Here is a 23,901-nt window from a genome sequence, read left to right as displayed (position 1 = left end):
GCGCTAATGGATAAAGAGCAAACAATTGATGTTTGCCTGCCGGATAAACACAGAAGGCTTGAGGCCGCTGTTTCATCGACACGGATGAAATAATTAACCGGCATTTGATATTTTCTAGAGAGATTACCGGCTTGCTAGATGACTTTATGTTGATGCAGGCCGGTATCGATCGATTGCTGTTTCGAATCACGATGGACCAATACGGGCATGTGGGTGATAACGAAATGCAATCGAATGATTACATAAAACATCAAAGCTATGCTCGATCGTTTGACGAGTTAGGAACCGAATCCAAACAACTTAATTAAAGCGGTTCGCATATACCTTTAGCATTGCAATTTTCGGTGATGCTTAAGGCGGCGGGGTGCTTGGCATAAAGCCTTCAGGGGCGTGTTCACCCACTACCTAAATTCCATAGGCCTTTGGTTAATCGTTTTGGATAATTTAGGCGCTAGGCCTTTGAACGGGTCTCGGAACCGAATTATGATCCTACGATGGGTATATCGCTTTAATTGGCATTTCACTTCCCGGCATGAGTTACCGATAAATGAATTGACACGGTAAGATAGCCTGGAAGCATAAAGATTAATACAACAGCAAATAAAGGTGCACAAAATGGCAAAAAATTTACTTGAACAACTTCGGGAAATGACCGTCGTTGTCGCGGATACCGGCGACCTTCAAGCAATTGAAACTTACAAACCAAGGGATGCGACAACTAACCCTTCGTTGATTACGGCAGCGGCTCAAATGCCTCAATATCAGGACATCGTCGACGATACGCTGAAAGGCGCAAGAGCCACATTAGGAGCAGGCGCTTCCGCTGCCGAAGTCGTGACTTTAGCGTTCGACCGATTGGCCGTGTCATTCGGGTTGAAAATTCTCGATATCATCCCTGGCCGCGTATCGACAGAAGTCGATGCCAGACTGTCTTACGATACCGAAGCAACAATTGCCAAGGGTCGTGAAATCATTGCACAATACGAAGCCAAAGGCATTTCAAAAGAGCGAATCCTGATCAAAATCGCGTCGACTTGGGAAGGCATTAAAGCAGCGGAAGTTCTCGAAAAAGAAGGTATTCATTGTAACCTGACTTTATTATTCGGATTGCATCAAGCGATCGCTTGCGCTGAAGCGGGTATTACACTGATTTCTCCATTCGTCGGACGTATTCTGGACTGGTATAAAAAAGATACTGGACGCGACTCTTATCCACCAGCAGAAGATCCGGGTGTTGTTTCGGTTACGACCGTTTACAACTACTACAAAAAATTTGGTTATAAAACTGAAGTTATGGGCGCGAGTTTCCGTAATATCGGGGAAATCACCGAATTGGCGGGCTGCGATTTATTAACGATCTCGCCTTCGCTGCTGGGTGAACTGCAATCAACCGAAGGCGATTTGCCTCGCAAACTCGACCCTGCAAAAGCTGCTGAACAAGCGATTGAAAAAATCACTATCGATAAAGCAACTTTCGAAAGTATGCATGCAGATAACAGAATGGCGACGGATAAATTATCCGAAGGTATCGATGGATTCACTAAAGCGCTCGAAACTTTGGAAAAACTGTTGGCTGAGCGTTTGGCATCCTTAGAAGGATAAGAATAAGTTTCGACACTGCGGTACAGGGAATGAATCGCATGAAATTATATAATTTTATCCGTAAATACATTTTCCCGTTTTTGTGCAGTTGTCGCGAAAACGGGTTTGTTTTTTAATATAGGAACCCAAAATGGCACAAAAAATTTTAGATATAGTTAAACCGGGTGTCGTAACCGGTGAAGATGTACAAAAAGTCTTTGCGTTTTGTAAGGAACACAAATTTGCGCTTCCCGCAGTCAATGTTATCAGTACCGATACGATTAACTCGGTACTTGAAAGCGCAGCTAAAGCGAAATCCCCCGTTATCATTCAGTTTTCCAACGGCGGCGCGGCTTTTTTCGCCGGTAAAGGCGTTAACTTAGAAGGTCAAATGCCTTCGATTTTAGGCGCTATTTCCGGTGCACAGCATGTTCATCTGATGGCGGAACATTACGGTGTACCGGTTATCCTGCATACCGACCATGCCGCGAAAAAGCTATTACCATGGATCGATGGCTTATTGGATGCCGGCGAAAAGCATTTCGAAAAAACAGGTAAGCCGTTATTCAGCTCGCACATGTTGGATCTTTCCGAGGAAAGTCTGGAAGAGAACATTGAAATATGCGGTAAATATTTGGAACGCATGTCCAAAATGGATATGACTCTGGAAATAGAATTGGGTGTAACCGGTGGCGAAGAAGATGGCGTTGACAATACCGATATGGATCACTCACTGCTATATACTCAGCCGGAAGACGTCGCTTATGCTTATGAGAATTTAAGCAAAATCAGCCACCGTTTCACGATTGCCGCATCATTTGGTAACGTGCACGGTGTGTATAAACCGGGCAATGTTAAATTGACTCCGACAATTTTGCGAGATTCGCAAAAATATGTTTCAGAAAAATTCAGCTTGCCGGAAAATAGCCTGACTTTCGTTTTCCATGGTGGATCGGGTTCTTCTCCTGAGGAAATCAAAGAGTCGATCAGCTACGGCGTCGTTAAAATGAATATCGACACCGATACTCAATGGGCAACCTGGGCTGGCGTAATGGAATTCTATAAGAAAAACGAAGGTTATTTGCAAGGCCAAATCGGTAACCCTGATGGCGACGACAAGCCGAATAAAAAATATTATGATCCTCGCGTTTGGCAACGTGCAGGACAAGTCGGCATGGTCACTCGTCTGCAACAAGCATTCCAAGACTTAAACGCAAGCAACACGTTGTAATAACCTCGCATTCTAAAAAGCCGATAATGACTTATCGGCTTTTTATTTGCCTGAAATAGTTCGTATTTCGAATCGAAAAAAGCTCAAAACTCCGATTGTTGTCGGCTTAACGTGGGCGTAAGCAGTCATTCAGGAACCTTAATTGACAATGAACAAAAGAATATTAATTATCGGCGGTGTCGCAGGGGGAGCAAGCTGCGCTGCCCGGCTTCGCCGACTGTGCGAACATTGTGAAATCGTCATTTTCGAAATGGGCTCCTATGTCAGCTTTGCCAATTGCGGATTACCTTATTTTATTGGCGACGTGATTGTCGACGAACAAAAATTGCTCGTGGCGACACCGGAGTTATTCGAAAAAAGATTCAATATTCGTGTTTGTACCGATAGCGAAGTTCTAGCGATCGATAGAACGAATAAAAGTATAGAAGTGTGTGATTTAAAAACCGGCAGGAAGCGGAATGAATCGTACGATGCCTTAGTGCTTTCGACCGGCTCAGAAGCCGTATGGCCCGATATCGACGGCATCGATTTACCCGGTATATACGTGTTAAGAACGATTCCGGATAGCCGCAAAATACGCGGCAATTTGGCGAATATGAAAAGCGCAGTGGTTTTAGGTGCCGGATTTTTAGGCTTAGAGTTAGCCGAGAATTTAAAAAAACGGGCCTTAAAGGTAACCGTGTTGCAATCGACCGATCAAGTCATGCCGGCGTTAGATAAGGAAATGGCTAGGTTTGTCGCGCAGTATTTGCAAAAAAACGATATTGATTTGCAGCTTAACTGCCAAGTTAACCGATTTGAGCTGAATCAAGATCAAACGCTAACCGTGCACCGGCAAGACGGCGAATCGATAATCAGCGATGCGGTCATGGTCTCCGTTGGCGTAAAACCCAGAACTCAATTAGCCCGTCAAGCCGGTTTGGCCATCGGAGATTTAGGCGGAATCCGAGTCGATGAAACCATGCAAACCAGCGACTCTCATATTTGGGCGGTCGGTGATGTAGTCGAAGTACGGAATGTCATAACCGGAGAATGGCAACTATTACCCTTGGCCGGTCCTGCAAACCGGCAAGGTCGATTGGCGGCCGCGGCAATATTAAGCAATGGAGATCAGCAAGAAATTCCGTCGACCTACCGAGGCGTTCAAGGGACATCGGTTTGCGGGCTTTTCGATTTGACAATTGCCAGTACCGGCGTTAACGAAAAGACCTTACAGAAGATCAATTATGAAAATTATGAAAAGGTTTATTTGCATCCAGGTAATCATGTCGGCTATTACCCGGGAGCGAAGCCGATTCACATGAAATTGTTATACGACACTAGCAACGGCAAAATTCTCGGCGCTCAAGCGCTCGGCGAGTCGGGTGTGGCGCGGCGTGTCGATGTCATCTCGGCGTTCATACAAATGGGCGGTAGCGTTTATGATTTAGAGGAAGCCGAATTATGTTATGCCCCGCAATTCGGAGCGACCAAAGATCCGGTGAATTTAGCCGGCATGATCGCGGCCAATCAATTGCGCGGGATGCATCCGCTTGCAAAATGGGAAGAGTTACTCGAAACGCATGTACAAGTTACGGAAGATAAGGACGAAGCGGCGCAATTACTCGCGTTTATATTGGACGATCCTTTTACACAGGCTCAGCTTGTCGATGTGCGAACCGAAGCGGAATTTCTGCAGAAACATATTCCGAATGCGATAAACATTCCATTGGATAATTTACGCGATCGGTTAAATGAATTATCCCGTGAGCGGGAAATTTGGGTCGTTTGCGGCGTTGGGCAAAGAGCTTACAATGCCACCCGGATTTTGCAGCAAAACGGATTTCGGGTTAGAAATTTATCGGGTGGTATGCAAACTTATGAGACTTATAATGGTGACAGTGAGCAGTGAGCAGTGAGCAGTGAGCGGAGAAAGATGAAAGATGAAAGGTGAATGGGCATCTGGTTCCGGCTTTAAACCATACTAAAAGAAGGGGCTTGTAATTTATTGATAAGCGGTTATGCTGAAGCGGATAGTTAAATGGCCGACGGAAACATAAAAATGGGCAATATGGATACGATACAACCGACCAAGCATTTTTCGATTGCACACCGCTTAAACAAACGGCTCCGCATCATCGTTCCGAGTTTACGAAAAGATCGAGAGCGTGCTTATATCTTGCAAATTCTATTGTTGAAACGCGAAGGCGTTGAATCGGTCAATATCACGCCGCAGATTGGGTCGTTAACAATATTTTACGATCCGGAAAAATTGCCGTTCGAAAATCTATTGCATCTGCTTGATGCCGTAATCGCCAATATCGGCGTGCAACCGCGCGAAGTGCTGAAAAGCCTAAAGCGGGATAAAAATTATTCCGACAAACTTGCTCAAGACTATGTCATCGGTGTCGGCGATATGAGCTGCGCCTCCTGCGCATTATATTTGGAAATGGTCCTGCAACGGCAGCCTGATGTGCTTCACGCCAGTGTCAATTACATTTCCGAAACCGCGCGGATCAAAACTTACTTGCCGAAAGATAAATTATTCAAAATTATCGCGGACAATGGCTATCAGGGCTTTTCGATCGATTCCTTGGCCGAACGAAAATTATTATTCGATCTTGAGCGCAAGCATTTACATAAAGCCAAACGGCAAATACTGGCGCTGGGCAAATTGAGCGTGCCGGTATGGTTACTGAGTGCGATCGGCTCAAAATCGCGCACACTATTATTAATACAAGCCGTTTTAGCCGGTGCCGCCATTATCGGCGGCGGCCGAGACATTTTCAAAAAAGCGTTTAATCAAGCCAAGCGCGGCGCTGCCGAGATGGATAGTCTGGTTGCGCTAGGTGTTGGCGCGGCTTATACCTACAGCATTCCGGCATTATTTCGTCCCTCCCGTCATGTCTATTTCGGTGCAGCGACCGCGATTATCGATTTTGTGACGGTAGGCCGTTATCTGGAAGAACTAGCAAAAAATCGGGCGGTTCAAGACATACGCAAATTGGTGAATCTACAGCCTCATCAAGCGACATTGCTCAAAGACGGCAAAGAATTAAAAATCATGGCCGAACAAATCGAGATCGGCGACATTCTTCTGATCAGGCCGGGCGAGCGCATTCCGGCAGACGGCGAAGTGATCAAAGGGTTATCCAGCGTCAACGAAGCAATGGTAACCGGCTCGGCGATGCCCGCGATCAAAGAGCCCGGCCATAGACTCTACGATGGTAGCATCAACGGTAGCGGCGTACTGCAAATGCGCGCCACCGCAACCGGCAAGGATACCTTCTTGTCGGGTTTGATCCATATGGTCGACCAGGCTCAGGCGTCGAAATTGAAAATCCAAAAAACCGTCGATAGCGTCGCATCGGTGTTCGTGCCGTCGGTGATCGTATTGTCGGGTGCGACCTTCGGAGGCTGGCTGTTGGCTGGTGAGCGGGTAGCGCATGCTTTGTCCAATGCGATTGCCGTATTGTTAATTTCATGTCCATGCGCGCTCGGTTTGGCAACACCGGCGGCAACGATGGTGGGAACCGGTCAGGCGGCCAGGCGCGGCATTTATATTAGGAACGGCGAAGCCCTAGAAACGGCGGCGTCCATCGATACTGTTTTATTCGACAAAACCGGCACGATCACTGAAGGTGTTGCCGAAATAAGCGACTTCTTCAATATATCGGATTTCGACGACGAGCGTCTGTTGCAGTTTGCCGCGTCAGCGGAGTTCAATTCGGAACATTTTTTAGGTCAAGCGATTGTACGCTACGCCAAAGAGCGTGGCATGGAAATAGAAGAATCCTCGCAATTTCATAATGCGCCGGATCGGGGTATTCGCGCTCAAATCGGTGACCGTCAATTATTGCTTGGCAGCGATCTCTGGATGAAACAACACCAGATCGATTTAACACCGCTTAAAGCGACCTCAAAAAAACTGGCTCTGCAAGGCAAGACCTTGGTTTATCTTGCAATCGATCGGCGCGCGGCGGCGTTGTTTGCCGCTACCGATACGATACGGCCGAACGCCCGACAAGTTGTCGAACATTTGCATCAAGCCGGGATCGATACCTGGATGGTGACCGGCGATACCGAACTGGCGGCCCGACATATTTCCGAGCAGGTAGGGATCGTTACCGTGTATTCCGAAGCGGATCCCGCCAAAAAATTAGCATTGATTCGTCAATTACGCGAGAGCGGGCACAAAGTCGCGATGATCGGCGACGGCATTAACGATGCGCCGGCGCTCGCGGCCGCGAATGTCAGCCTGGTGATCGATAAAGGCACCGATATCGCCATCGAAGCAGCCGACTTGGTGCTGTTGGACGGCGATATCGGCAAAATCGCCGATGCCATCGAATTGAGCGAGAATACGCTAAGTATTATCAAACAAAATCTGATTTGGGCATTCGGTTATAACGCGATTGCAATACCGTTTGCAGTGGCCGGTAAGCTTAACCCGGCCATCGCCTCGGCAGCGATGGCTCTCAGTTCGGTGTCGGTCATCGTCAATTCGCTACGCCTGAACCGGAAAAAATGAGCTAATCGCCCTCATTAATTTTGAGGCTGACAAAATCGCAAGTCCGTTTCAAGCAGTTTTTAATCGTAGCTGTAATGTTTGCGCAATGGCTTAACGACTTCCCAATCGCTGTTTAAACCTTCGGGGAAAACGACCAAGTCGCCTGGAAGGATTCGGACCGGCTCGCCGCCTTCGGGCGTTACAATGATCTCACCTTCGAGAATATAGGCCGTTTCTGTTTCGTCGAAGTCGATCGAAAACTTGGAAACTTCTTTCTCCCAAATGTCCCAGTCCGAAACACCTAATTCTACTAAACGGGCTTCGCTCGGTTGATGTTCAATCTTGATTTGTGACATAAAAACCTTGATAAGTAGTAACGAGCGGAGATTTTAGCACCTTCCGTTGAAAAGGCACTGATGTTATACCTTTCGCACTTCAAATTTCGGCAGTGCCGGAGGAGGCGCCTGGGTGTCCGATAAAGGCTTTGCCAGCATGGAGCTGATATAGAGCCTACATGGACGGACGTATTCACGGCGTCCTTTAGCGGACACCCAGGCGCCGAATTTTGAGCTACGACGGGTATATCGAGGCGCTTTTTTAAATAGGAATTCCTAATTGGCGTTATATCAACCGAAATAAAATGTCATCGAATTAGGAATTAAATTTGGTTTTCGGTTTTTGTACGTTTAACATGACGGTTAGAACAAAGGAGTCTTGCATAAGCATCGCTTATTGTAAGATTTGTCACTCGGTCGCTATGAACGAGATCGAACATTTGTTGAGACATTGGTAGACTACCTCGAAAGTCTCGACGCTATCGTTGAGAGGACAATATGATAAAAAAACATTGCAAATATATCTCGCCCTTATTCATTTCACTTCTGACCGCCGGTTGCGCGGGTACTCCGGAGAGCGGGCAGAGTGTTATTGGTAAGGTCGACAGCGGCCTGGCGACGATTGGTCAGACCGCACAAACGGGAAGGCAAACGATCGAGGCCGGAACAGCGATCGCAAGTAGTGTGCCCGCGACACAAACCGCTTTGACCGAAGCGCTAGTCGGTCAATTGGGCGTCACTCAGCAACAAGCGCTGGGCGGAGCCGGCGCGATATTTCAAGCTGCTAAAACGAATATGACGGAACAAGCATTCGCCGGCTTGTCGCAATCCGTTCCAGGTATGTCGGAAATGCTCGCTGCTGCACCGCAGGTCGGTGGTGCTGCAATGCTAGGAGGCGCCGGTGGAACTATCGGTACTATGCAATCGCTATATTCGTCGTTTAGTCAACTGAATTTATCGCCGGGTATGGTTAATCAGTTTATTCCCGTGGTTGTCGACTATGTCAGCGGTACCAGCGGGCAAGCGACATCGAATCTGCTTCGTTCGGCTTTGATGCCTTAGCCGGATAAACCTAAAAAACGTTTAGGGCGCGGTTGCAAACCCCGTCCTGCCAAGGTCTCTGAAAAGAGAATTTCAAACGAGCGGTTCTTTCAAGCTAGCGGTGTTTAACAAAGACATAAGCGCAGGTTCGCAAGAACCGCAGCCCGAGCAAGCGCCGGTAATTCTCGACAGTCTTTCAGGGTCCGTAATGCCCTCATCGATGAGCCGGCGAATTTGCCGGTCGGTTGTGCCGCTGCAGGTGCAGAGTACGTCATTATTTTTGTCGGGTCTTACTTGGTTCATGAATGTTGAGTCGCGTTTATCAATTTGGGTTTAGCACATGACTTCCGAATCGAGACGATATCGAAATCATAAGGGGGCAATTTTATGAAGTTTCAGTTCTAAAAGGGCAATCGTTGAATAAACCGCAATTGCGCCGCCGAGTGCGATGAGATAGGGTGTTTTCAAATCGAATGCATAGTGTCCGGCAGTCCAGATAACGGTTCCGGCCAAAAGCGACCCGGCAGCGCTGTAAGCACCGCCGAATCGCGTGAATAAGCCGAATACCACCACGGTCACGATGCCGGCACTGCCGAATGCCGAAGCTTGCTCGACTAGGCTGTGAACACGGTCGGTTTGCAAGGCAAACCAGTAAGCGACCATGCCGCCGAATAATACAGCCAGTCTTGCAATACGAACTTTTCGGCTTTCGTCGATCGTACCCAGCAACGGCACGATTAGATTATGCGACAAAAGCGCCGAGGCAGCCATGAGTGCGCTGTCGACGGTGGACAAGATTGCCGAAATCAACGCGCCGGCAAAAATGATATATAAAAACGTTGGTAAATATTGCTGCGCCAATTGCGGCAAGATTTGTTCGGGCTCTGCCAGACCCGGTAACAAGCGATAACCGAGCAAGCCGATCAAGATCGGAATCAAGCCGACCGAAAGATACAATAGACCGCCGGCCAAACAAGCTTGACGCGCGATTTGCGGCGAACGGCAAGCCAGTACCCGAGATACCAGTTCTTGTGCGATGACCGATCCGCCGATTGGAATCATCCAGTGTTCCATAATATCCAGCCAGTTTTCATTCTCGGCGGTTTTGAATAAAACCAAACGCTCCGGTTCGATCGAGGCAATCGAAGGCTGCCAGCCTCCTCCGGCGGTCAATACAATCGTCAATAAAATCGAAAGGCCTATGATCAGAGCGACACCTTGCACCGCATCGGTGATGACATCGGCCATCAAACCGCCGTACATTGTATAGACAATCACGACCAGCGCCGCGCAGGCGATCGTCAGCTCGACTTCGAAGCCGGACGTAGCCGATAACACCTGTCCGAATGCCCGAATTTGAGCGGCGGCCCACATGATCGTACCGGGCACCATCATCAATACCGCAAGTTTTTCAACCCGCGGCGAATAGCGTTGCCTAAACAAATCAGCCAAGGTGGTCAATTGCCGGCGCCACAATGGAATCGAAAACACTAAGCCCATCAAAACCAGACAGAGCGAATAACCGAAAGGATCGAGCGTCGCGCCGGACAGGCCTTCCTCATAAACAGCACCAGCCGCGCCGATACAGGTTTCGGCGCCGAACCAAGTCGCGAACACGCTCAACGTGGCAAGGCCTACGCCAAGACTACGTCCGGCCAATAAATAATCGTCTTCCGTTTTGATTTTTTTCGAAACGAAAACGCCGATCAAAAGCTGTGCCGATATATAAACCAGAATGCCGGTTAGAACTGTGTTCATGGGCGCAAAGAGGCGACGGTAGAGCCGAAAAAATACCAAGTGAAAAATTTGCGAAAGGTATAATTCATGTTATTGGTCGACAGCTAGAAATGCTTGCCGCTCGCTGTCGCGGTAATGAGCTTGTCGTTCGAGTTTCCCGCTAACGGCTTCGCTCCAGTAGTTTGACTAAAATCGACATCGTCATCCCTGGCCGCTACCCGGAAAGGCAAGAATAAGGCTACAATGAAAACGATTCGCACAATCATGGGTTCACTCTTATCATACAAAAGCGTAATATTGTTTTAACTTAGTCTAGCTTATGTATGCGCAAAAGTGGATATGAATAGTAAAGAAGCCGAAATTTTATTTCAGGCGGGCGTTTTAGAGGCGCCCGTCATCCAAAAACACGCCTCCGGAGACGGCTGGACGGTTACACTGGAAGGAAAGCATAAACTGAATCCGATGCTGGAGACTGCGCGCGGTCAAATGCGGGTGTTCAAGCGCCTCGATGCGGCGGTGGCGGTGTTGTTTGATATTGGGTTTAGTGAAATCCGTGTGATGCGATGAACCCTGTTGCTTAACCTTTTATTCTGCCCTTGGTAATCCGCCATGACACATAAGAAATCAAAAAAATCCTCGCGCATCCCCCGCCAACGCACTAAAGCAGGCCGGCGCAATGTCTATTTTGTCACCAATGAACCGGTAATCGACAAAAGTGACAACTTGACTCCCGAAATTACGCTCGCCTTAAATAAAATTTATGATGAAATTGCCAACCACAGGCCGAAACCCGCCATTGCCGAACTGGAAGCGCTGCAGGTCAAGCACCCCGACGTGCCCAAGATAGACAATTTACTGGTTGCCGCGCACAGCATGCTGGGTCACCGCGATAAGATCAATGAATTAGCGGAAACAGCCTACCGAAAATTTCCGAATTATCTATTCGCCAAGATTAACTATGCGCAAATGCTGTTGAGCCGGGGGGAATTCGATGCCGTTCCCGATATATTCGATCATAAATTCGACCTGATGCTGCTTTATCCTGAGCGGCGGGTATTTCATGTCTCCGAACATACCGGTTTTATCAGCGTCTTATGTGCCTATTTCTGTTGCGTCGGCCGACAGGACATCGCCCAGGAGCTCTATGACAGCCTCCTGAAAATTGCCCCGCAGTCGCCCGTAGCGGCCTACGCCCGCTCGTTTCTGAAGCCGAGTTTACGCCTACGGCTAATACTGTGGATGCGGCGGCGAAACGCCAGAACGGACGACGACATACCGCCTCCGCCCAGCTCGTCCTATCGTTTCGAGGCGTGAGCCTTTTGAAAGATGCGTAATTTGTAAAACAAAGAGAGGCAGCCCGATGTACCGAATCAAAAACCAACCCTGCGAAGTATTCAATTGCACCGATCCGGAATTGACCAGCAAAGGCATACTCGATGAGTTCCGGATATGGCTTAAGGACAATTCCGATGTTGAAGTCAAAGACTGAGCCTCTTATGCCGGTGATGTCGTTAATAGCACGACCGCTAACAAATTCTACGAGTGGATAAATAAACTATTCGATAGGACCGTAGCCCCATCAACAAGTATGCTTTTGGTTCATTACTTTCAGCGGCATTCCAAAATAGTGCGGCAAATGTGATATTGTTGTGCTACGCGGACGTATTCACCCCGCACCTAAATTGTATAGCCAACAGACTATGCAATGGTTAACTGCCTTGGTTAATTTAGGCGCTTGACCTGTCAAGCGAGTAACCGACCCCTAGGCTAAGCCCCATAGTTCCGGGAAGTTATTTGTCGCGAAACCCTAATGAAAAACCGATTCGATACGACCTAGCCTAATCAATTAGGTATGTTTTTTGCGTGTCAGTTTCAGCAGCAGCATTCCAAAATAGTCCGGCAAATCTGCTATTGTTGTGCTGAATGAAGCCTAATTAATCGACCAAAAAAACATTGCCAATTAGATTCAATTGGAATACTGTTTTAACGAAGGATAAATCGGAAAGTCACTCTGAAATTCCTATCCATAATCCCACCAAGCGATACCGTCATGGAAAATAGAAACAAGCAATTCAAATATCCAGGAACAAGGGTAGCCATGGATGGCAATACAGTAGCCATCATGTGCGAACGCGAATCCTCGGATGCCGCAGGCGCCTATCCCATTACACCTTCCACCCAAATGGGCGAATACTGGGCTGAAGAGGCGGCCAAAGGACATTTGAACATTTCCGATCGTCCTCTCATCTTTATTGAGCCGGAAGGAGAGCATGCCGCGGCTGCCGTGACGGCCGGATTGTCCATGACAGGCTTGAGGTCCACCAATTTTTCCTCCGGTCAGGGCATTGCCTACATGCATGAATCGCTCTATGCCGCTGTAGGAAAAAGACTGACCTATGTCTTGAACATAGGCGCAAGAGCCATGACCAAAGCCACTCTCAATGTGCATGCGGGACATGACGATTATCATGCGATTGACGATACCGGTTTTTTTCAGCTTTTTGCCAAAAAAGCCCAGCATGTGGCCGACCTGAATATCATCTCCCACAGGATTGCCGAATTAGCCTTGAATCCGGGCGTGATCGCCCAAGACGGCTTTTTGACGACCCATCTGATCGAGTCTCTTTTATTGCCGGAGCGGGAGTTGATCAAGGAGTATCTGGGTAGACCGGACGACATCATCGATACCCCTACTCCGGCTCAAAGAATTATTTATGGGGAAAAAAGAAGACGTATTCCTGAAGTGTGGGATGTGGACAATCCTATGATGGCCGGTATCGTGCAAAATCAGGATGCTTACATGCAAAGTGTCGCCGCTCAGCGCCCTTTCTTTTTCGACCATATCAAAGAACTGACCGACCAGGCTTTCGAGGAATATTATCAATTAACGGGGCGTCGTTACGCACGCGTCATGACCTATAAAGTCGAAGACGCCGATTACCTGATTCTAGGTCAGGGCAGCGTAATCTCTAGCGCCGAAGCGGTGGCGGATTACTTAAGAAAAACTCGCGGTTTGAAAGTCGGCGTGGTGGATTTGGTTATGTTCAGACCCTTCCCGGCGGATCTTTTGGGAAAAGTTTTAAAGGGCCGAAAAGGCGTCGCCATTTTGGAAAGGCTGGATCAGCCGTTAGCGGAAGATCCTCCTATCATGCGTGAAACCCGTGCGGTAATTACTAAATGTATCGAAAACGGCACGCACAAGAAAAATATTCCGTACCCGGACTTGTCTTCCTATTCATTCAGCGAAATGCCGCCTTTATATTCGGGCTCTTTCGGCATGGGCAGCCGCGATCTTCAACCGGAAGGCATTATTGGCGCGATAGAAAACATGCTACCTAACGGCAAGCATAAAAAACGCTTTTATTTGTCGATCGACTTTATCCGGGAACATGCCTTCACGCCCAAACAAAGAGCCCATCAAGAAGCCATTCAAGAAGCTTATCCGAATGTGAAGGAATTGGCTGTTCGCGGTTCTGAAAACCCAAACCTGATGCCGCCGGGCGCCATTACGGTAAGGTTTCACTCGGTCGGCGGTTGGGGTGCCATCACGACGGGTAAAAACCTGGCAATGACGCTGTTCGATCTTTTGGGCTACGACATCAAAGCCAATCCCAAATACGGTTCGGAGAAAAAAGGACAACCGACCACTTACTATCTTGCCGCCGCGCCCGAACCGATCAATATCAATTGCGAATACTATTTCGTCGATGTGGTGCTATCGCCCGACCCGAATGTTTTCAAGCATACCAATGCCTTGGCGGGTCTCAAAAAAGGCGGAACTTTCATCATTCAAAGCGAGCGAAAAACCGCCGATGAAGTTTGGGCCGACATACCGGTACATTATCAAAAGATGATCATCGACAATGAGATTCGAGTCTTTTATGTCGATGGATTCAAAATTGCGCGAGAAGAAGCAACGGATCCGGAATTGCAGCTCAGGATGCAGGGCATTGCCTTTCAGGGCGGTTTTTTCGCGGCCTCCCCTTTGATGGAAAAATCCGGACTCAGCGATGTCGCGCTGTTGAAAGCGATAGAAGAACAATTGCAACATAAGTTCGGCAGCAAAGGTCAGCGGGTCGTCGATGACAACATGCGCGTCGTGAAGCGCGGATTCGATGAAGTCCACGAAATCAAAAACAAAGTCTTAGGCGCTCAAGCCGAGAAAACCAGCGGACAATTGATTGCTCCGATTCCAAGTCTACTGAAAACCAGCCCGCAGAGTGAATCCAAACTTAGCGATATTCACCGGTTTTGGGAGCAGACCGGTAATTTCTATCTGACCGGCCAAGGCAACGATAATCTAACCGATCCCTTTATCGGTTTGAGCGTGATGCCGGCAACGACATCGCTGTTCAGGGATATGACAGGCATTCGCTTTGAGCATCCGGAATGGGTGGCCGATAATTGCACGGCTTGCGGCAACTGTTACACGGTTTGCCCAGACACGGCCATTCCCGGTTTGGTGAGCGAATTATCGGATGTGCTCGATACGGTTTTGAAACGGGTGAAACGGAAACACGACAAACTCGAATTTCTTCCTAAAACTGTCAAACAGCTGGAACCCAAAATTCGTGCGCTTTTCAATGAGCCGCACGAGGGTGTTACCGTGAACAACATGGTCAATGAAGCCATCGATGCCGTTATCGAACAAGAATCGAAGGACTCATTGCTCGCTACCGAACTGCAATGGTTCAGGGACGAACTCGGCGATTTCCAGTTTTCGCTGACTCGGCCCTACTATGACCTGCACGAAAAGAAAGCAGCCAATAGCGGGGGCTTATTCAGCATCACTGTCAATCCTACGACCTGTAAAGGCTGTATGGAATGCGTCAAGGTCTGCGATGACGACGCATTGAGGGTAGTCAAACAAACCGATGAATCGATTGCAAAATTGAGAGAGGAATGGGGCTTTTGGAGCGACCTTCCGAATACTCCGAAAAAATTTCATCGCGTTGACGACCTGGAAGAAAAAATAGGTCCTCTGGAAACCATCTTGTTGGATAAAGGGGCCTATCAAAGCTTTGCCAGTGGCGACGGGGCCTGTTTGGGTTGCTCCGAGAAGTCGGTCGTTCATCTATTCATGGCTACGGTGGAGTCCCTGATGATTCCTCGGGTCGAAAAACATGTGACTTATCTTCAGGAACTGATTGAAAAGCTGGAGAAACATGTTCAACTCAAATTGATGAATACAATGAACGTCACGGACACCGACATGATGTCCAAGATTGTCGCCGAAATGCAGGGCGGGGATCTGACCATGTCCGGGATTGCTCGTAGATTGGAGCATGAAAAAGGTTCTTCCCCGATCGACCAGGAATGGTTGACCGAAACGACGCAAACCATTGCCGGCCTGAAACACTTGCATTGGAAATATACCAACGGAGCCACCGGAAAAGGCCGCTCGACGATGGGCATGACCAATGCCACGGGCTGTACCTCGGTATGGGGCAGTACCTATCCGTACAATCCCTATCCGTTCCCTTGGGCGAATCATCTATTCCAAGACAGTACTTCCTTGGCTATGGGGATTTTTGAAGGTCATATGGCCAAAATGGCCGACGGATTCAAATTGATACGTAAAGCCGAATTGGAATTGAGCGGAAAATACAATCCCCGCGATCATAGCGAATTCTTCAGCTATTTCAATTGGGAACAGTTTTCCGACCAAGAGTGGAAGTTGTGTCCGCCTGTCGTGGCTTTGGGCGGCGATGGCGCGATGTACGATATCGGTTTCCAAAATCTTTCGCGCATGATGGCCTCGGGCAAACCCATTAAAGTAGTGGTTGTCGATACCCAAGTCTATTCCAATACCGGCGGCCAAGCTTGTACTTCGGGTTTTGTCGGTCAAGTTTCCGACATGGCGCAATTCGGCAAAGTCGGGAAAGGTAAATCCGAATCCAGAAAAGAAATAGGCTTGATCGGCATGGCGCACAGAAATACCTATGTCATGCAAGCCACGTTGGCCAACACCAGCCACATGATCGAAGGCTTCATCGACGGTTTGATGACGAAAAGACCGGCGCTGTTCAATCTGTACACCACCTGCCAACCCGAGCACGGAGTCGGTGACGACATGGGGGCGCATCAAGCCAAATTGGTTGTCGAATCCAGAGCCTATCCAATCTTCCGCTACAACCCCGACAAAGGCGTGACGCCTCAAGAGGCATTCGACTTGGAGGGCAACCCCGCGATGGACAAGCTATGGCCGACCTATGAACTGAAATACCTCGAAGGCGGTAGACAAAAATCGATGGAAGTTGCGATGACTTTTGCCGATTTCGCCTTGACCGAAGCACGGTTTAGAAAACACTTCCGCAAGGCGCCTCGGGATACTTGGAATGAAAATATGGTGGTTTTGGCCGACTTCCTGAAACTAGACGAATCCGAAAGAGAAGGGAAATTTCCGTTCATTTGGGCCGTGGATAGCAAACAACTACTCAGTCGGGTTTTGGTCTCGAAAACGATCGTACTGTCCTGCGAGGAAAGAAGGGATTTCTGGATCATGTTGAAAGCCATTGCCGGCATCAAAGACGACAAAACAACGCCGGTGGAAGATTTAGAAAGCAAAATCCGGACTGAAGTCGTCGGAAAGATTGCCAAGGGTTTGATGAAGCTAGCCGGTGATGAGGGATCAGGCATCATGGACTTGGCATTGGATGAAACCGAAACAGAAACCTCGACAGGCGCCGCCGAAGTCAAAGCGGATAGCATGGAGCCTTGGCTTGAAACGGAGAATTGCACAGCCTGTGACGAGTGCATCAACCTGAACCCCAATATCTTCGCTTACAACAACGATAAAAAGGCCTTTATCAAAGATGCCAATGCCGGACCTTACAGCGATTTGGTCAAGGCGGCTGAAAAATGTACCGCCGGCGTGATCCATCCGGGACTGCCTGCCGATAGAAGTGCCGCCGATATCGAGAAATGGATCAAAAGAGGCGAAAAATTTAATTGATGCCGTGTTGAAATTTTCTTCAAATACTTTCAAGCATGGGGTTCATCCCCCGGAACACAAGGAGGACACGAACAAACTGCCCGTCCGGCAGTTTCCGTTTCCTCCGTTGATTGTCCTTCCGATGCAGCAACATATAGGCAAGCCGGCTCAGGTTATCGTACGCGAAGGCCAGGAGGTCGCGAGGGGACAGCTGCTGGCCAAGGCCGACGGCTATCTGTCGGTTCCGATGCATGCTCCGGTTTCCGGTATTGTCAGGAAAATCGCCAACGTCCCAGTCATCGGAGGTCAAAAGGCAAGCGGCATTTATCTTGAAACATTCCCTTTTTCCGGACAAGAAGTCGTGGAAGGCGCACCTGTTCCCTTGTCGGCAAGTCCGGAAGCCATTTTACAAGGCATCCAGGATGCCGGTATTGTGGGCTTAGGCGGGGCCGCATTCCCGACCCACGTCAAGTTGAAAATCCCAGAGGGTAAATTTTGCGAGCACTTGATCATCAACGGGATCGAATGCGAGCCTTATCTGACCACCGATCATCGAGTCATGCTCGAACAGGCCGATGATATTTTCACCGGCATTCGGTATCTTCTCAGAGTCACCGACGCCAAGCAGGTCATCATCGGCATCGAAGCCAACAAAAAAGATGCCGCCGATCATTTAGCCGATCGGATTCCTGACGATTTGCCGGTAAAAGTCAAAGTCGTACCGGTCAAATACCCTCAGGGCGCCGAGAAAATGCTGATTACGGCTTTGCTCGGCAAAGAGGTTCCTTCAGGCGGTTTTCCGATCGATGTTCATGCCGTAGCGGTCAATGTCGCCACGACGGCCGAAATCGGAAGATTATTGCCCCATGGCCGTGGCATTCAGGAAAGAGTGGTCACAATTACCGGCCCCGGAATCAAGAAAAAAGGCAATTATCTAATACCGATCGGGACGCCGCTACGCTTTGTATTGGAACACGTCGGAGCCGCAGAAAACCTCAGCGAAGTCTATATGGGCGGGCCAATGATGGGCGTTTCGGCCTCCGACTTGGATCTATCGATTGTCAAAGGCACATCCGGCATCGTGGTGTTCGGCGATGAAAATGTCAAAAGAAGCGACAAAATCTATCCGTGTATCAAATGTGGGGCCTGTGTCGATGCCTGTCCGATTTCTCTGAATCCTTCGCGATTGGGCATCTTGGCAAAATCCGAAGCTTACGACACGATGGCCGAGGAGTACCACCTAATGGATTGTTTCGAATGCGGCTCTTGTTCCTATGTGTGCCCATCCAATATTCCTTTGGTGCAATATTTCAGAGTGGCCAAGGGAATCGTCAGAAAAAGAAAATCGGCGGTTGCCCATGTTTAGCAAAACCCTACGTATCAGCAGTTCGCCCCATATCAACAAAGGGGTCGGCGTCGATGTGATCATGCGCAACGTGGCCTATGCGCTTCTGCCGGTTACGGCTTTTGCCGTTTATGCCTTCGGCATCGATGCGCTTTTGGTGATTCTCACCTCCCTGATTGCTTGCGTACTGACCGAGCATCTGTTGAATAAATTTTCCAACCGGCCGAGCACGATTTCCGACGGGTCCGCAGTTATTACCGGTTTGCTGTTGGGATTGACGTTACCGCCGATTTTTCCATTATGGATGACCTTCATCGGCGGCGTATTGGCGATTGCCTTGGGAAAATTCGTTTTTGGCGGTCTAGGCTACAATGCCTTTAACCCGGCTTTGGTCGGAAGAGCCATTCTACAAGCCGCCTTTCCAGTCGCTATCACGACTTGGCATCCGGCTTTTTTGGCGGACAGATTTACCCGCGTGTCCGAATCGGTGCTGACTTTTCCGTTTGCAAAACCTGTCGTCGACGGCATATCGGGCGCTACGCCGCTTTCTGCTTTTAAGTTCGATCAAGTTACCACGGAAAGCGCGGATTTGGCCTTGGGGCTTGTCAGCGGATCGATCGGAGAAACATCGTCCGTGTTGATCGCATTGGGCGGACTCTATTTAATTGCCCGCAAGATGATGAACTGGCGCATTCCTGTCGCTATTTTAGGCTCTGTTTATGTTTTAAGCGGCATTTTGTATTGGATTAATCCGGAAATCTACCCTTCTCCGGAATTTATGCTTTTCTCCGGCGGCTTGATGCTGGGGGCGGTATTCATGGCCACCGATATGGTAGGTTCCCCGATAACGTCATTGGGCGTCGTGATTTATGGCATCTTCATCGGGCTGCTTGTGGTCGTTATTCGTATTTGGGGCGGTTTGCCCGAGGGCGTGATGTACGCTATTTTATTGGGAAACGCGCTGTCTCCACACATCGACCGACTCATCCGTCCTAGAGTTTACGGGACCTGAAAGGTAAAACCATGAATGCCGATCCCTCTGTATCGAGTCAAAGCAATTCTTCGGAAGAAAGCAAAAAGATGCTGATCGCGATGGTGAGTATAGGCATCTTTTGCGCCTTGCTAATCGTCCTGGTCTATGAAGGCACCAAGGAAAGAATCGATCGTTTACGAACCGAAGCGCTGGAAAAAGCGGTTTTCAAGGTTTTGCCGGGCATCAGCAATACACGGATGTTTTTATTGGGAACGGACGGGAATTTCACGCCTGCCGAAGCACCGGATGGAAAAAATCCGGTGGTCTATGCCGGTTACGACGACGCCGGTGAATTTCTCGGCGTAGCCATCGAGGCCAGCGGCCAAGGCTATGCCGACGTCATTCGGATTTTGTACGGCTACGATCCCCATTCGCAAACCATCGTCGGTTTTTATGTGCTTGAGAGCAAGGAAACGCCGGGATTGGGAGATAAGATCGAAAAGGATGAAATCTTTCTGGCCAACTTCAAAGCGCTTTCGGTCAAACTCGATCCTGAATCGACTCGGATTCAAAATAAGGTGATACCGGTTAAGCAAGGGGGTAAATCCAATCCGTGGGAGGTCGAAGGTATCACCGGAGCAACCATTTCTTCGAGAGCCATCGGCAATATCATCGGTGAAAATTCGTCAGCCATGGTTCCATTGATATACAATCAAATCGAAACGTTTAAGAAATATGCACAAAACAACTTCTCGAAATAGTAAGCCTTGTGGAGGTTCGGTGACTCGCTTAACAGGACGCCGTAAATACATCCCTGTAGGCTCGACGGCGGAATCTGATTGCCAAGGATGGCATGAATGCAGATTTTGCAGGAGCAAAAATCTGCCCTGCTGCCGACACATGTCAATCGAGCCACCGAACCCCCTTCCGACATGTGAAGAAGTTATTTGATGCTCGTTCCTAAAGTGAATACGGATTCAAAATGAGTGCGCGGATAACCAATAATATCGACAAAAAGGCTGAGCCAAGCTCCACCGACGAGTTCATCAAGGGGCTTTGGCGTGAAAATCCCGTGTTCGTACAGGTGCTCGGCATGTGTCCGGTTTTGGCGGTATCCAATACCGCCCAAAATGCGCTGGCGATGGGTTTGGCGACGGCTTTCGTGCTGTTGATGTCCAATATACTGGTCGCTTCTTTAAGAAACTTTATTCCCAAGCAAGTCAGGATTGCCTCCTTTATTCTGATTATCGCCACGTTTGTCACGATCGTCGATTATGCCATTCAAGCCATCAGCGTCGATTTGCATAAAAATTTAGGGGCATTTATTTCACTGATTGTGGTCAATTGCCTCATTCTTAGCCGCGCGGAGGCCTTTGCTTCGAAAAATACCATAGGTAAATCGATCATGGACGCCTTGGGTATGGGAGTCGGTTTCGTATTAGCGCTTTTTTGTCTGGGTGCGGTCAGAGAATTACTTGGTAATGGAAGCTTGTTCGATGTCGCGATATTTCCGGAATCGTTTCAAGAGTGGATCATTATGATCCTGCCGGCCGGTGGCTTTTTTACGTTAGCATTGTGGCTAATTGTGTTTAATTATTTCAAAGTTAAAAAAGCGAAAGGATGAATACCGAATCCTATTGGAGCATATTTATCAATGCCAGCCTGGTCAACAATTTCGTTTTGGCCTATTTCCTCGGCATCTGCCCCTTTCTCGGCGTTTCGGGAAAAATGGAAACCGCCACCAAAATGGGCGGCGCGGTGACCTTCGTCATGCTCATCAGCTCCATTTGCGCCTATGGTATCCATGCCTTGTTGGTGGCTATCGATGCGCCCTTTCTGCAATTGATCAGCTATATCGTCGTGATCGCCTCCACCGTGCAATTGGTGGAAATGTTTATCAAGAAGATGAGTCCTACTTTATTTAGAGCCTTGGGGATTTTTCTTCCGCTGATTACGACCAATTGCGCCATTTTAGGTTTGGCGCTCTTTCAAACAAACAAAGCCTACAGCCTCAGCCAGAGTCTCGTTTATGCCTTGGGCGCCGGGATTGGATTTACCTTGGCGTTGATATTGATGGCAGGGATCAGAGAACAATTGGAATTTGCGGAAGTCCCCGATGTAGTCAAAGGAACCGCGTTGACCTTGTTGGTCGCAGGGATCTTGTCATTGACGTTTATGGGATTTTCGGGCTTAGGCACATAAAACACGGGGGCCGTTAATGACATTTATAATTGGAATCAGTGCCGTAGTATCGATGCTGCTGGTTTGGGTTTGGGTGCAGTCCCGATGGCGGGAAACATTTTCCGAGAACATTTCAGACTCGGACGTTTTAGCCGAAAGGCTAAGCTGCGGCAATTGCGGATGCACCCGGGTTTGCTCAAAAAGCAAACGAATCGATCACGAATCTTCAAAATGAGGCAATAAAGCCATGTCCTATTTATCAGAACTCGATACAACTAAGCAATACAAAGCCAAGGTCAAAAAAACCGAAAGGCTGACCCCCGCCAATGTGGAAGAAATTCGAGAAATATTACTGGAGGTAGACAATCCCGAATTCGATTGTCAGGTAGATCAAAGCTTCGGCGTTCTGCTCGAACACAAGAGCGACTTCGGCAATTCCTATCATCATCGGCTTTACAGCGTGGCGGATATTCCGGAAAGAAGCAACGGCAAGTCCCTGATAACGATGCTGGTCAAAAGATGTTCTTATGTGGACGAGTTCAGCGGAGAACAATATCAGGGAGTGAGCTCCAACTTCCTGTGCGACCGTCGTGAGGGCTATGAAATCACGATTACCGGTCCTTTCGAATTGCCCTTTAAAGTGCCCGATGATAAACAGGCCAACATTATCATGATTGGAATGGGTACCGGAATCGCGCCATTCAAGGCATTTATCAAGCACATTTACAGCCAGGAAAAAGAGTGGTACGGAAAAATCCGCTTATTTTATGGTGCGAAAAGCGGACTCGAACTGCTCTATCTCAACGACAAGGACGGAGACCTGACCCAGTATTACGACAAAGCGACATTCGAAGCCTTTCACGCACTCAGTCCAAGGCCGCATTGGGAAGATCCGATATTACTGGATCACGCGATAGAGCAAAGGGCCGAAGAAATTCTCGAAATGCTCGGTTCGGCCAACACCTATATCTTTATCGCCGGCTATGAAAAGGTGAAAGAAAATCTCGACAAAGCCTTTATCAATATCATGGGTTCCAAAGAAAAATGGGAAAACCGGAAAGCCGAACTGATTGCCGGCAAAAAATGGGCCGAGGTGATCTATTGATCTCCGAACCGGATAGATAGAGATGACCATTCTGATTGCTTTGCTAGCACTGGGTGGATTGACGCTGGTATTGGCGCTGATGCTGATCATTGCCAACAAAAAGCTGTATGTCTACGAAGACCCAAGAATCGATGTGGTGGAGGGCATGCTGCCTCATGCCAACTGCGGTGCTTGCGGATACCCCGGCTGCAGGCCATTTGCGGAAGCCTTGGTCAAAGGCGAAATGCCGCCGGCCAAATGCAGCGTAAGCAGCGAAGAAGGACAAAAAGAGATTGCGCAATTTTTGGGCGTGGATGCTGGTTCTGAGGAGAAGAAGGTCGCGCGCTTGGCCTGTGCCGGAGGTAACAATGTCGCGATCAATCGTGCCAGATATGAAGGAATATCAAGTTGCAGAGCGGAGGCCTTGGTTTCAGGGGGAGGCAAAGGGTGTTCTTGGGGCTGTTTAAGCCACGGAGATTGTGAAAAAGTCTGCGATTTCGATGCCATCACAATGAATGCCTTCGGTTTGCCGGTCGTCGATGAAGCAAAATGTACCGCCTGCGGAGACTGCGTCGAAGTTTGTCCGAAGGATCTTTTTTCGATACACCCTGTCAGTCATAGACTATGGGTAGCCTGTAAAAGCCTGGAAGCAGGCGATGGGGTTTTGGAAGAATGCGAAGTCGGCTGCACGGCCTGCGGCAAATGCGCGATGGACGCCCCCAGCCTGATCACGATGATCAACAATTTACCCGTTGTCGATTATTCGAAGAATCACCAAACCCAAGCCCCTATCCAACGATGTCCCACGGGCGCCATCGTTTGGCTGGAGAAAAATGGAGAAGTTATCAAAGGAGCTGAAGCCAAAAAAATCATCCGCAAAGGGAAATTGAAAATGGGGGAAAGCTGATTTTTTTGAGTTTGAAAAAGTTTCAAGGCGCCCCCGTTTGATAATGTTTTTTAATCTTGCGTG

21 protein-coding genes are annotated in these 23,901 nt (G+C 48.7%); 17 read left to right on the top strand and 4 right to left on the bottom strand.

The genetic code is table 11. From position 1 onward, the window contains the following. The first annotated feature begins 104 nt into the window (after positions 1–104). The 5 genes from MEALZ_RS22875 to MEALZ_RS19360 all read left to right on the top strand — a co-directional run bounded on the left by MEALZ_RS22875 (position 105) and on the right by MEALZ_RS19360 (position 7,322). Complete coding sequence (locus tag MEALZ_RS22875; protein WP_162472993.1) at positions 105–308, top strand: hypothetical protein; 204 nt, start codon at positions 105–107, stop codon at positions 306–308. Positions 309–615: 307 nt separating this feature from the next. After that, positions 616–1,602 carry a transaldolase gene (locus MEALZ_RS19375; RefSeq protein ID WP_014150353.1) on the top strand — a complete coding sequence of 329 codons (987 nt, stop codon included), beginning with the start codon at positions 616–618 and terminating at the stop codon, positions 1,600–1,602. A 130-nt stretch (positions 1,603–1,732) separates the two neighbouring features. Further along, positions 1,733–2,812 carry a class II fructose-bisphosphate aldolase gene (fbaA, locus tag MEALZ_RS19370; protein WP_014150352.1) on the top strand — a complete coding sequence of 360 codons (1,080 nt, stop codon included), beginning with the start codon at positions 1,733–1,735 and terminating at the stop codon, positions 2,810–2,812. Positions 2,813–2,960: 148 nt separating this feature from the next. Further along, positions 2,961–4,703, top strand: coding sequence for an FAD-dependent oxidoreductase (locus MEALZ_RS19365; RefSeq protein WP_014150351.1), 1,743 nt, complete (start codon positions 2,961–2,963; stop codon positions 4,701–4,703). Between the two features lie 129 nt (positions 4,704–4,832). After that, positions 4,833–7,322, top strand: coding sequence for a heavy metal translocating P-type ATPase (locus MEALZ_RS19360; protein WP_014150350.1), 2,490 nt, complete (start codon positions 4,833–4,835; stop codon positions 7,320–7,322). Between the two features lie 59 nt (positions 7,323–7,381). On the opposite strand, the gene MEALZ_RS19355 is transcribed toward MEALZ_RS19360, so the two are convergent. Then, a complete protein-coding gene (locus MEALZ_RS19355) occupies positions 7,382–7,657 on the bottom strand; it encodes a cupin domain-containing protein (protein ID WP_014150349.1) in 276 nt (91 codons plus the stop codon). A 477-nt stretch (positions 7,658–8,134) separates the two neighbouring features. On the opposite strand from MEALZ_RS19355, the gene MEALZ_RS19350 reads away from it, so the two are divergent. Next, positions 8,135–8,698, top strand: a complete 564-nt coding sequence (locus MEALZ_RS19350) for a DUF2780 domain-containing protein (protein ID WP_014150348.1) — start codon at positions 8,135–8,137, stop codon at positions 8,696–8,698. Positions 8,699–8,770: 72 nt separating this feature from the next. On the opposite strand, the gene MEALZ_RS19345 is transcribed toward MEALZ_RS19350, so the two are convergent. The 3 genes from MEALZ_RS19345 to MEALZ_RS22870 all read right to left on the bottom strand — a co-directional run bounded on the left by MEALZ_RS19345 (position 8,771) and on the right by MEALZ_RS22870 (position 10,680). Beyond that, positions 8,771–8,980: a (2Fe-2S)-binding protein gene (locus MEALZ_RS19345; protein WP_046061270.1), complete on the bottom strand. Its 210-nt coding sequence runs from the start codon at positions 8,978–8,980 to the stop codon at positions 8,771–8,773. A 66-nt stretch (positions 8,981–9,046) separates the two neighbouring features. Then, positions 9,047–10,435, bottom strand: a complete 1,389-nt coding sequence (locus MEALZ_RS19340; protein WP_014150347.1) for a sodium:solute symporter family protein — start codon at positions 10,433–10,435, stop codon at positions 9,047–9,049. A gap of 83 nt (positions 10,436–10,518) precedes the next feature. After that, positions 10,519–10,680 carry a hypothetical protein gene (locus tag MEALZ_RS22870; protein WP_162472992.1) on the bottom strand — a complete coding sequence of 54 codons (162 nt, stop codon included), beginning with the start codon at positions 10,678–10,680 and terminating at the stop codon, positions 10,519–10,521. Positions 10,681–10,753: 73 nt separating this feature from the next. Between MEALZ_RS22870 and MEALZ_RS19335 the strand changes: the two genes are divergently transcribed. The 11 genes from MEALZ_RS19335 to MEALZ_RS19290 all read left to right on the top strand — a co-directional run bounded on the left by MEALZ_RS19335 (position 10,754) and on the right by MEALZ_RS19290 (position 23,838). Then, on the top strand, positions 10,754–10,981 hold the full coding sequence (locus MEALZ_RS19335) for a hypothetical protein (RefSeq protein WP_014150346.1): 228 nt from the start codon (positions 10,754–10,756) through the stop codon (positions 10,979–10,981). 42 nt (positions 10,982–11,023) lie between these two features. Continuing rightward, complete coding sequence (locus tag MEALZ_RS19330) at positions 11,024–11,728, top strand: hypothetical protein (protein WP_014150345.1); 705 nt, start codon at positions 11,024–11,026, stop codon at positions 11,726–11,728. 46 nt (positions 11,729–11,774) lie between these two features. Beyond that, entirely contained in the window at positions 11,775–11,903 is a 129-nt protein-coding gene (locus MEALZ_RS23835; RefSeq protein WP_269844354.1) for a hypothetical protein, read from the top strand. 609 nt (positions 11,904–12,512) lie between these two features. Further along, positions 12,513–17,369 carry a 2-oxoacid:acceptor oxidoreductase family protein gene (locus MEALZ_RS19325; protein ID WP_174888162.1) on the top strand — a complete coding sequence of 1,619 codons (4,857 nt, stop codon included), beginning with the start codon at positions 12,513–12,515 and terminating at the stop codon, positions 17,367–17,369. A gap of 4 nt (positions 17,370–17,373) precedes the next feature. Continuing rightward, positions 17,374–18,714 carry an electron transport complex subunit RsxC gene (rsxC, locus tag MEALZ_RS19320; RefSeq protein ID WP_014150343.1) on the top strand — a complete coding sequence of 447 codons (1,341 nt, stop codon included), beginning with the start codon at positions 17,374–17,376 and terminating at the stop codon, positions 18,712–18,714. After that, the gene (locus tag MEALZ_RS19315; protein WP_014150342.1) at positions 18,707–19,705 is read left to right on the top strand and encodes an RnfABCDGE type electron transport complex subunit D; all 999 of its coding nucleotides are present in this window, start codon (positions 18,707–18,709) and stop codon (positions 19,703–19,705) included. The genes rsxC and MEALZ_RS19315 overlap by 8 nt, the downstream gene beginning before the upstream one ends. Before the next feature lie 11 nt (positions 19,706–19,716). Beyond that, the gene (locus MEALZ_RS19310) at positions 19,717–20,427 is read left to right on the top strand and encodes an FMN-binding protein (RefSeq protein WP_014150341.1); all 711 of its coding nucleotides are present in this window, start codon (positions 19,717–19,719) and stop codon (positions 20,425–20,427) included. A 221-nt stretch (positions 20,428–20,648) separates the two neighbouring features. Further along, the gene (gene rsxE, locus MEALZ_RS19305; RefSeq protein WP_014150340.1) at positions 20,649–21,290 is read left to right on the top strand and encodes an electron transport complex subunit RsxE; all 642 of its coding nucleotides are present in this window, start codon (positions 20,649–20,651) and stop codon (positions 21,288–21,290) included. Next, complete coding sequence (locus tag MEALZ_RS19300) at positions 21,287–21,868, top strand: electron transport complex protein RnfA (RefSeq protein WP_014150339.1); 582 nt, start codon at positions 21,287–21,289, stop codon at positions 21,866–21,868. The genes rsxE and MEALZ_RS19300 overlap by 4 nt, the downstream gene beginning before the upstream one ends. A gap of 226 nt (positions 21,869–22,094) precedes the next feature. Continuing rightward, positions 22,095–22,952 (top strand): ferredoxin reductase domain-containing protein, encoded by an 858-nt coding sequence (locus MEALZ_RS19295; RefSeq protein ID WP_014150338.1) that lies wholly within the window; start codon positions 22,095–22,097, stop codon positions 22,950–22,952. A 22-nt stretch (positions 22,953–22,974) separates the two neighbouring features. After that, complete coding sequence (locus MEALZ_RS19290) at positions 22,975–23,838, top strand: RnfABCDGE type electron transport complex subunit B (protein WP_014150337.1); 864 nt, start codon at positions 22,975–22,977, stop codon at positions 23,836–23,838. Positions 23,839–23,901 lie beyond the last annotated feature (63 nt).

Origin of the sequence: Methylotuvimicrobium alcaliphilum 20Z, assembly GCF_000968535.2 — a bacterium.
Taxonomy (GTDB): domain Bacteria; phylum Pseudomonadota; class Gammaproteobacteria; order Methylococcales; family Methylomonadaceae; genus Methylotuvimicrobium; species Methylotuvimicrobium alcaliphilum.
Note: the sequence above shows the minus strand (reverse complement) of the source record. Positions and strands in the feature narration are given on the sequence as shown.

Excerpts from the sequence above, each read along its gene's own strand:
- MEALZ_RS19290 (WP_014150337.1), top strand. The coding sequence starts at position 22,975 with ATGACCATTCTGATTGCTTTGCTAGCACTGGGTGGATTGACGCTGGTA.
- rsxE (WP_014150340.1), top strand. The coding sequence starts at position 20,649 with ATGAGTGCGCGGATAACCAATAATATCGACAAAAAGGCTGAGCCAAGC.
- MEALZ_RS19325 (WP_174888162.1), top strand. The coding sequence starts at position 12,513 with ATGGATGGCAATACAGTAGCCATCATGTGCGAACGCGAATCCTCGGAT.
- MEALZ_RS19315 (WP_014150342.1), top strand. The coding sequence starts at position 18,707 with ATGTTTAGCAAAACCCTACGTATCAGCAGTTCGCCCCATATCAACAAA.
- MEALZ_RS19360 (WP_014150350.1), top strand. The coding sequence starts at position 4,833 with ATGGCCGACGGAAACATAAAAATGGGCAATATGGATACGATACAACCG.
- MEALZ_RS19335 (WP_014150346.1), top strand. The coding sequence starts at position 10,754 with ATGAATAGTAAAGAAGCCGAAATTTTATTTCAGGCGGGCGTTTTAGAG.
- MEALZ_RS23835 (WP_269844354.1), top strand. The coding sequence starts at position 11,775 with ATGTACCGAATCAAAAACCAACCCTGCGAAGTATTCAATTGCACCGAT.
- fbaA (WP_014150352.1), top strand. The coding sequence starts at position 1,733 with ATGGCACAAAAAATTTTAGATATAGTTAAACCGGGTGTCGTAACCGGT.
- MEALZ_RS19345 (WP_046061270.1), bottom strand. The coding sequence starts at position 8,980 with ATGAACCAAGTAAGACCCGACAAAAATAATGACGTACTCTGCACCTGC.
- MEALZ_RS19310 (WP_014150341.1), top strand. The coding sequence starts at position 19,717 with ATGAATGCCGATCCCTCTGTATCGAGTCAAAGCAATTCTTCGGAAGAA.
- MEALZ_RS19330 (WP_014150345.1), top strand. The coding sequence starts at position 11,024 with ATGACACATAAGAAATCAAAAAAATCCTCGCGCATCCCCCGCCAACGC.
- MEALZ_RS19375 (WP_014150353.1), top strand. The coding sequence starts at position 616 with ATGGCAAAAAATTTACTTGAACAACTTCGGGAAATGACCGTCGTTGTC.
- MEALZ_RS22870 (WP_162472992.1), bottom strand. The coding sequence starts at position 10,680 with ATGATTGTGCGAATCGTTTTCATTGTAGCCTTATTCTTGCCTTTCCGG.
- MEALZ_RS19350 (WP_014150348.1), top strand. The coding sequence starts at position 8,135 with ATGATAAAAAAACATTGCAAATATATCTCGCCCTTATTCATTTCACTT.
- MEALZ_RS19300 (WP_014150339.1), top strand. The coding sequence starts at position 21,287 with ATGAATACCGAATCCTATTGGAGCATATTTATCAATGCCAGCCTGGTC.
- MEALZ_RS19295 (WP_014150338.1), top strand. The coding sequence starts at position 22,095 with ATGTCCTATTTATCAGAACTCGATACAACTAAGCAATACAAAGCCAAG.
- MEALZ_RS19365 (WP_014150351.1), top strand. The coding sequence starts at position 2,961 with ATGAACAAAAGAATATTAATTATCGGCGGTGTCGCAGGGGGAGCAAGC.
- MEALZ_RS19340 (WP_014150347.1), bottom strand. The coding sequence starts at position 10,435 with ATGAACACAGTTCTAACCGGCATTCTGGTTTATATATCGGCACAGCTT.
- MEALZ_RS19355 (WP_014150349.1), bottom strand. The coding sequence starts at position 7,657 with ATGTCACAAATCAAGATTGAACATCAACCGAGCGAAGCCCGTTTAGTA.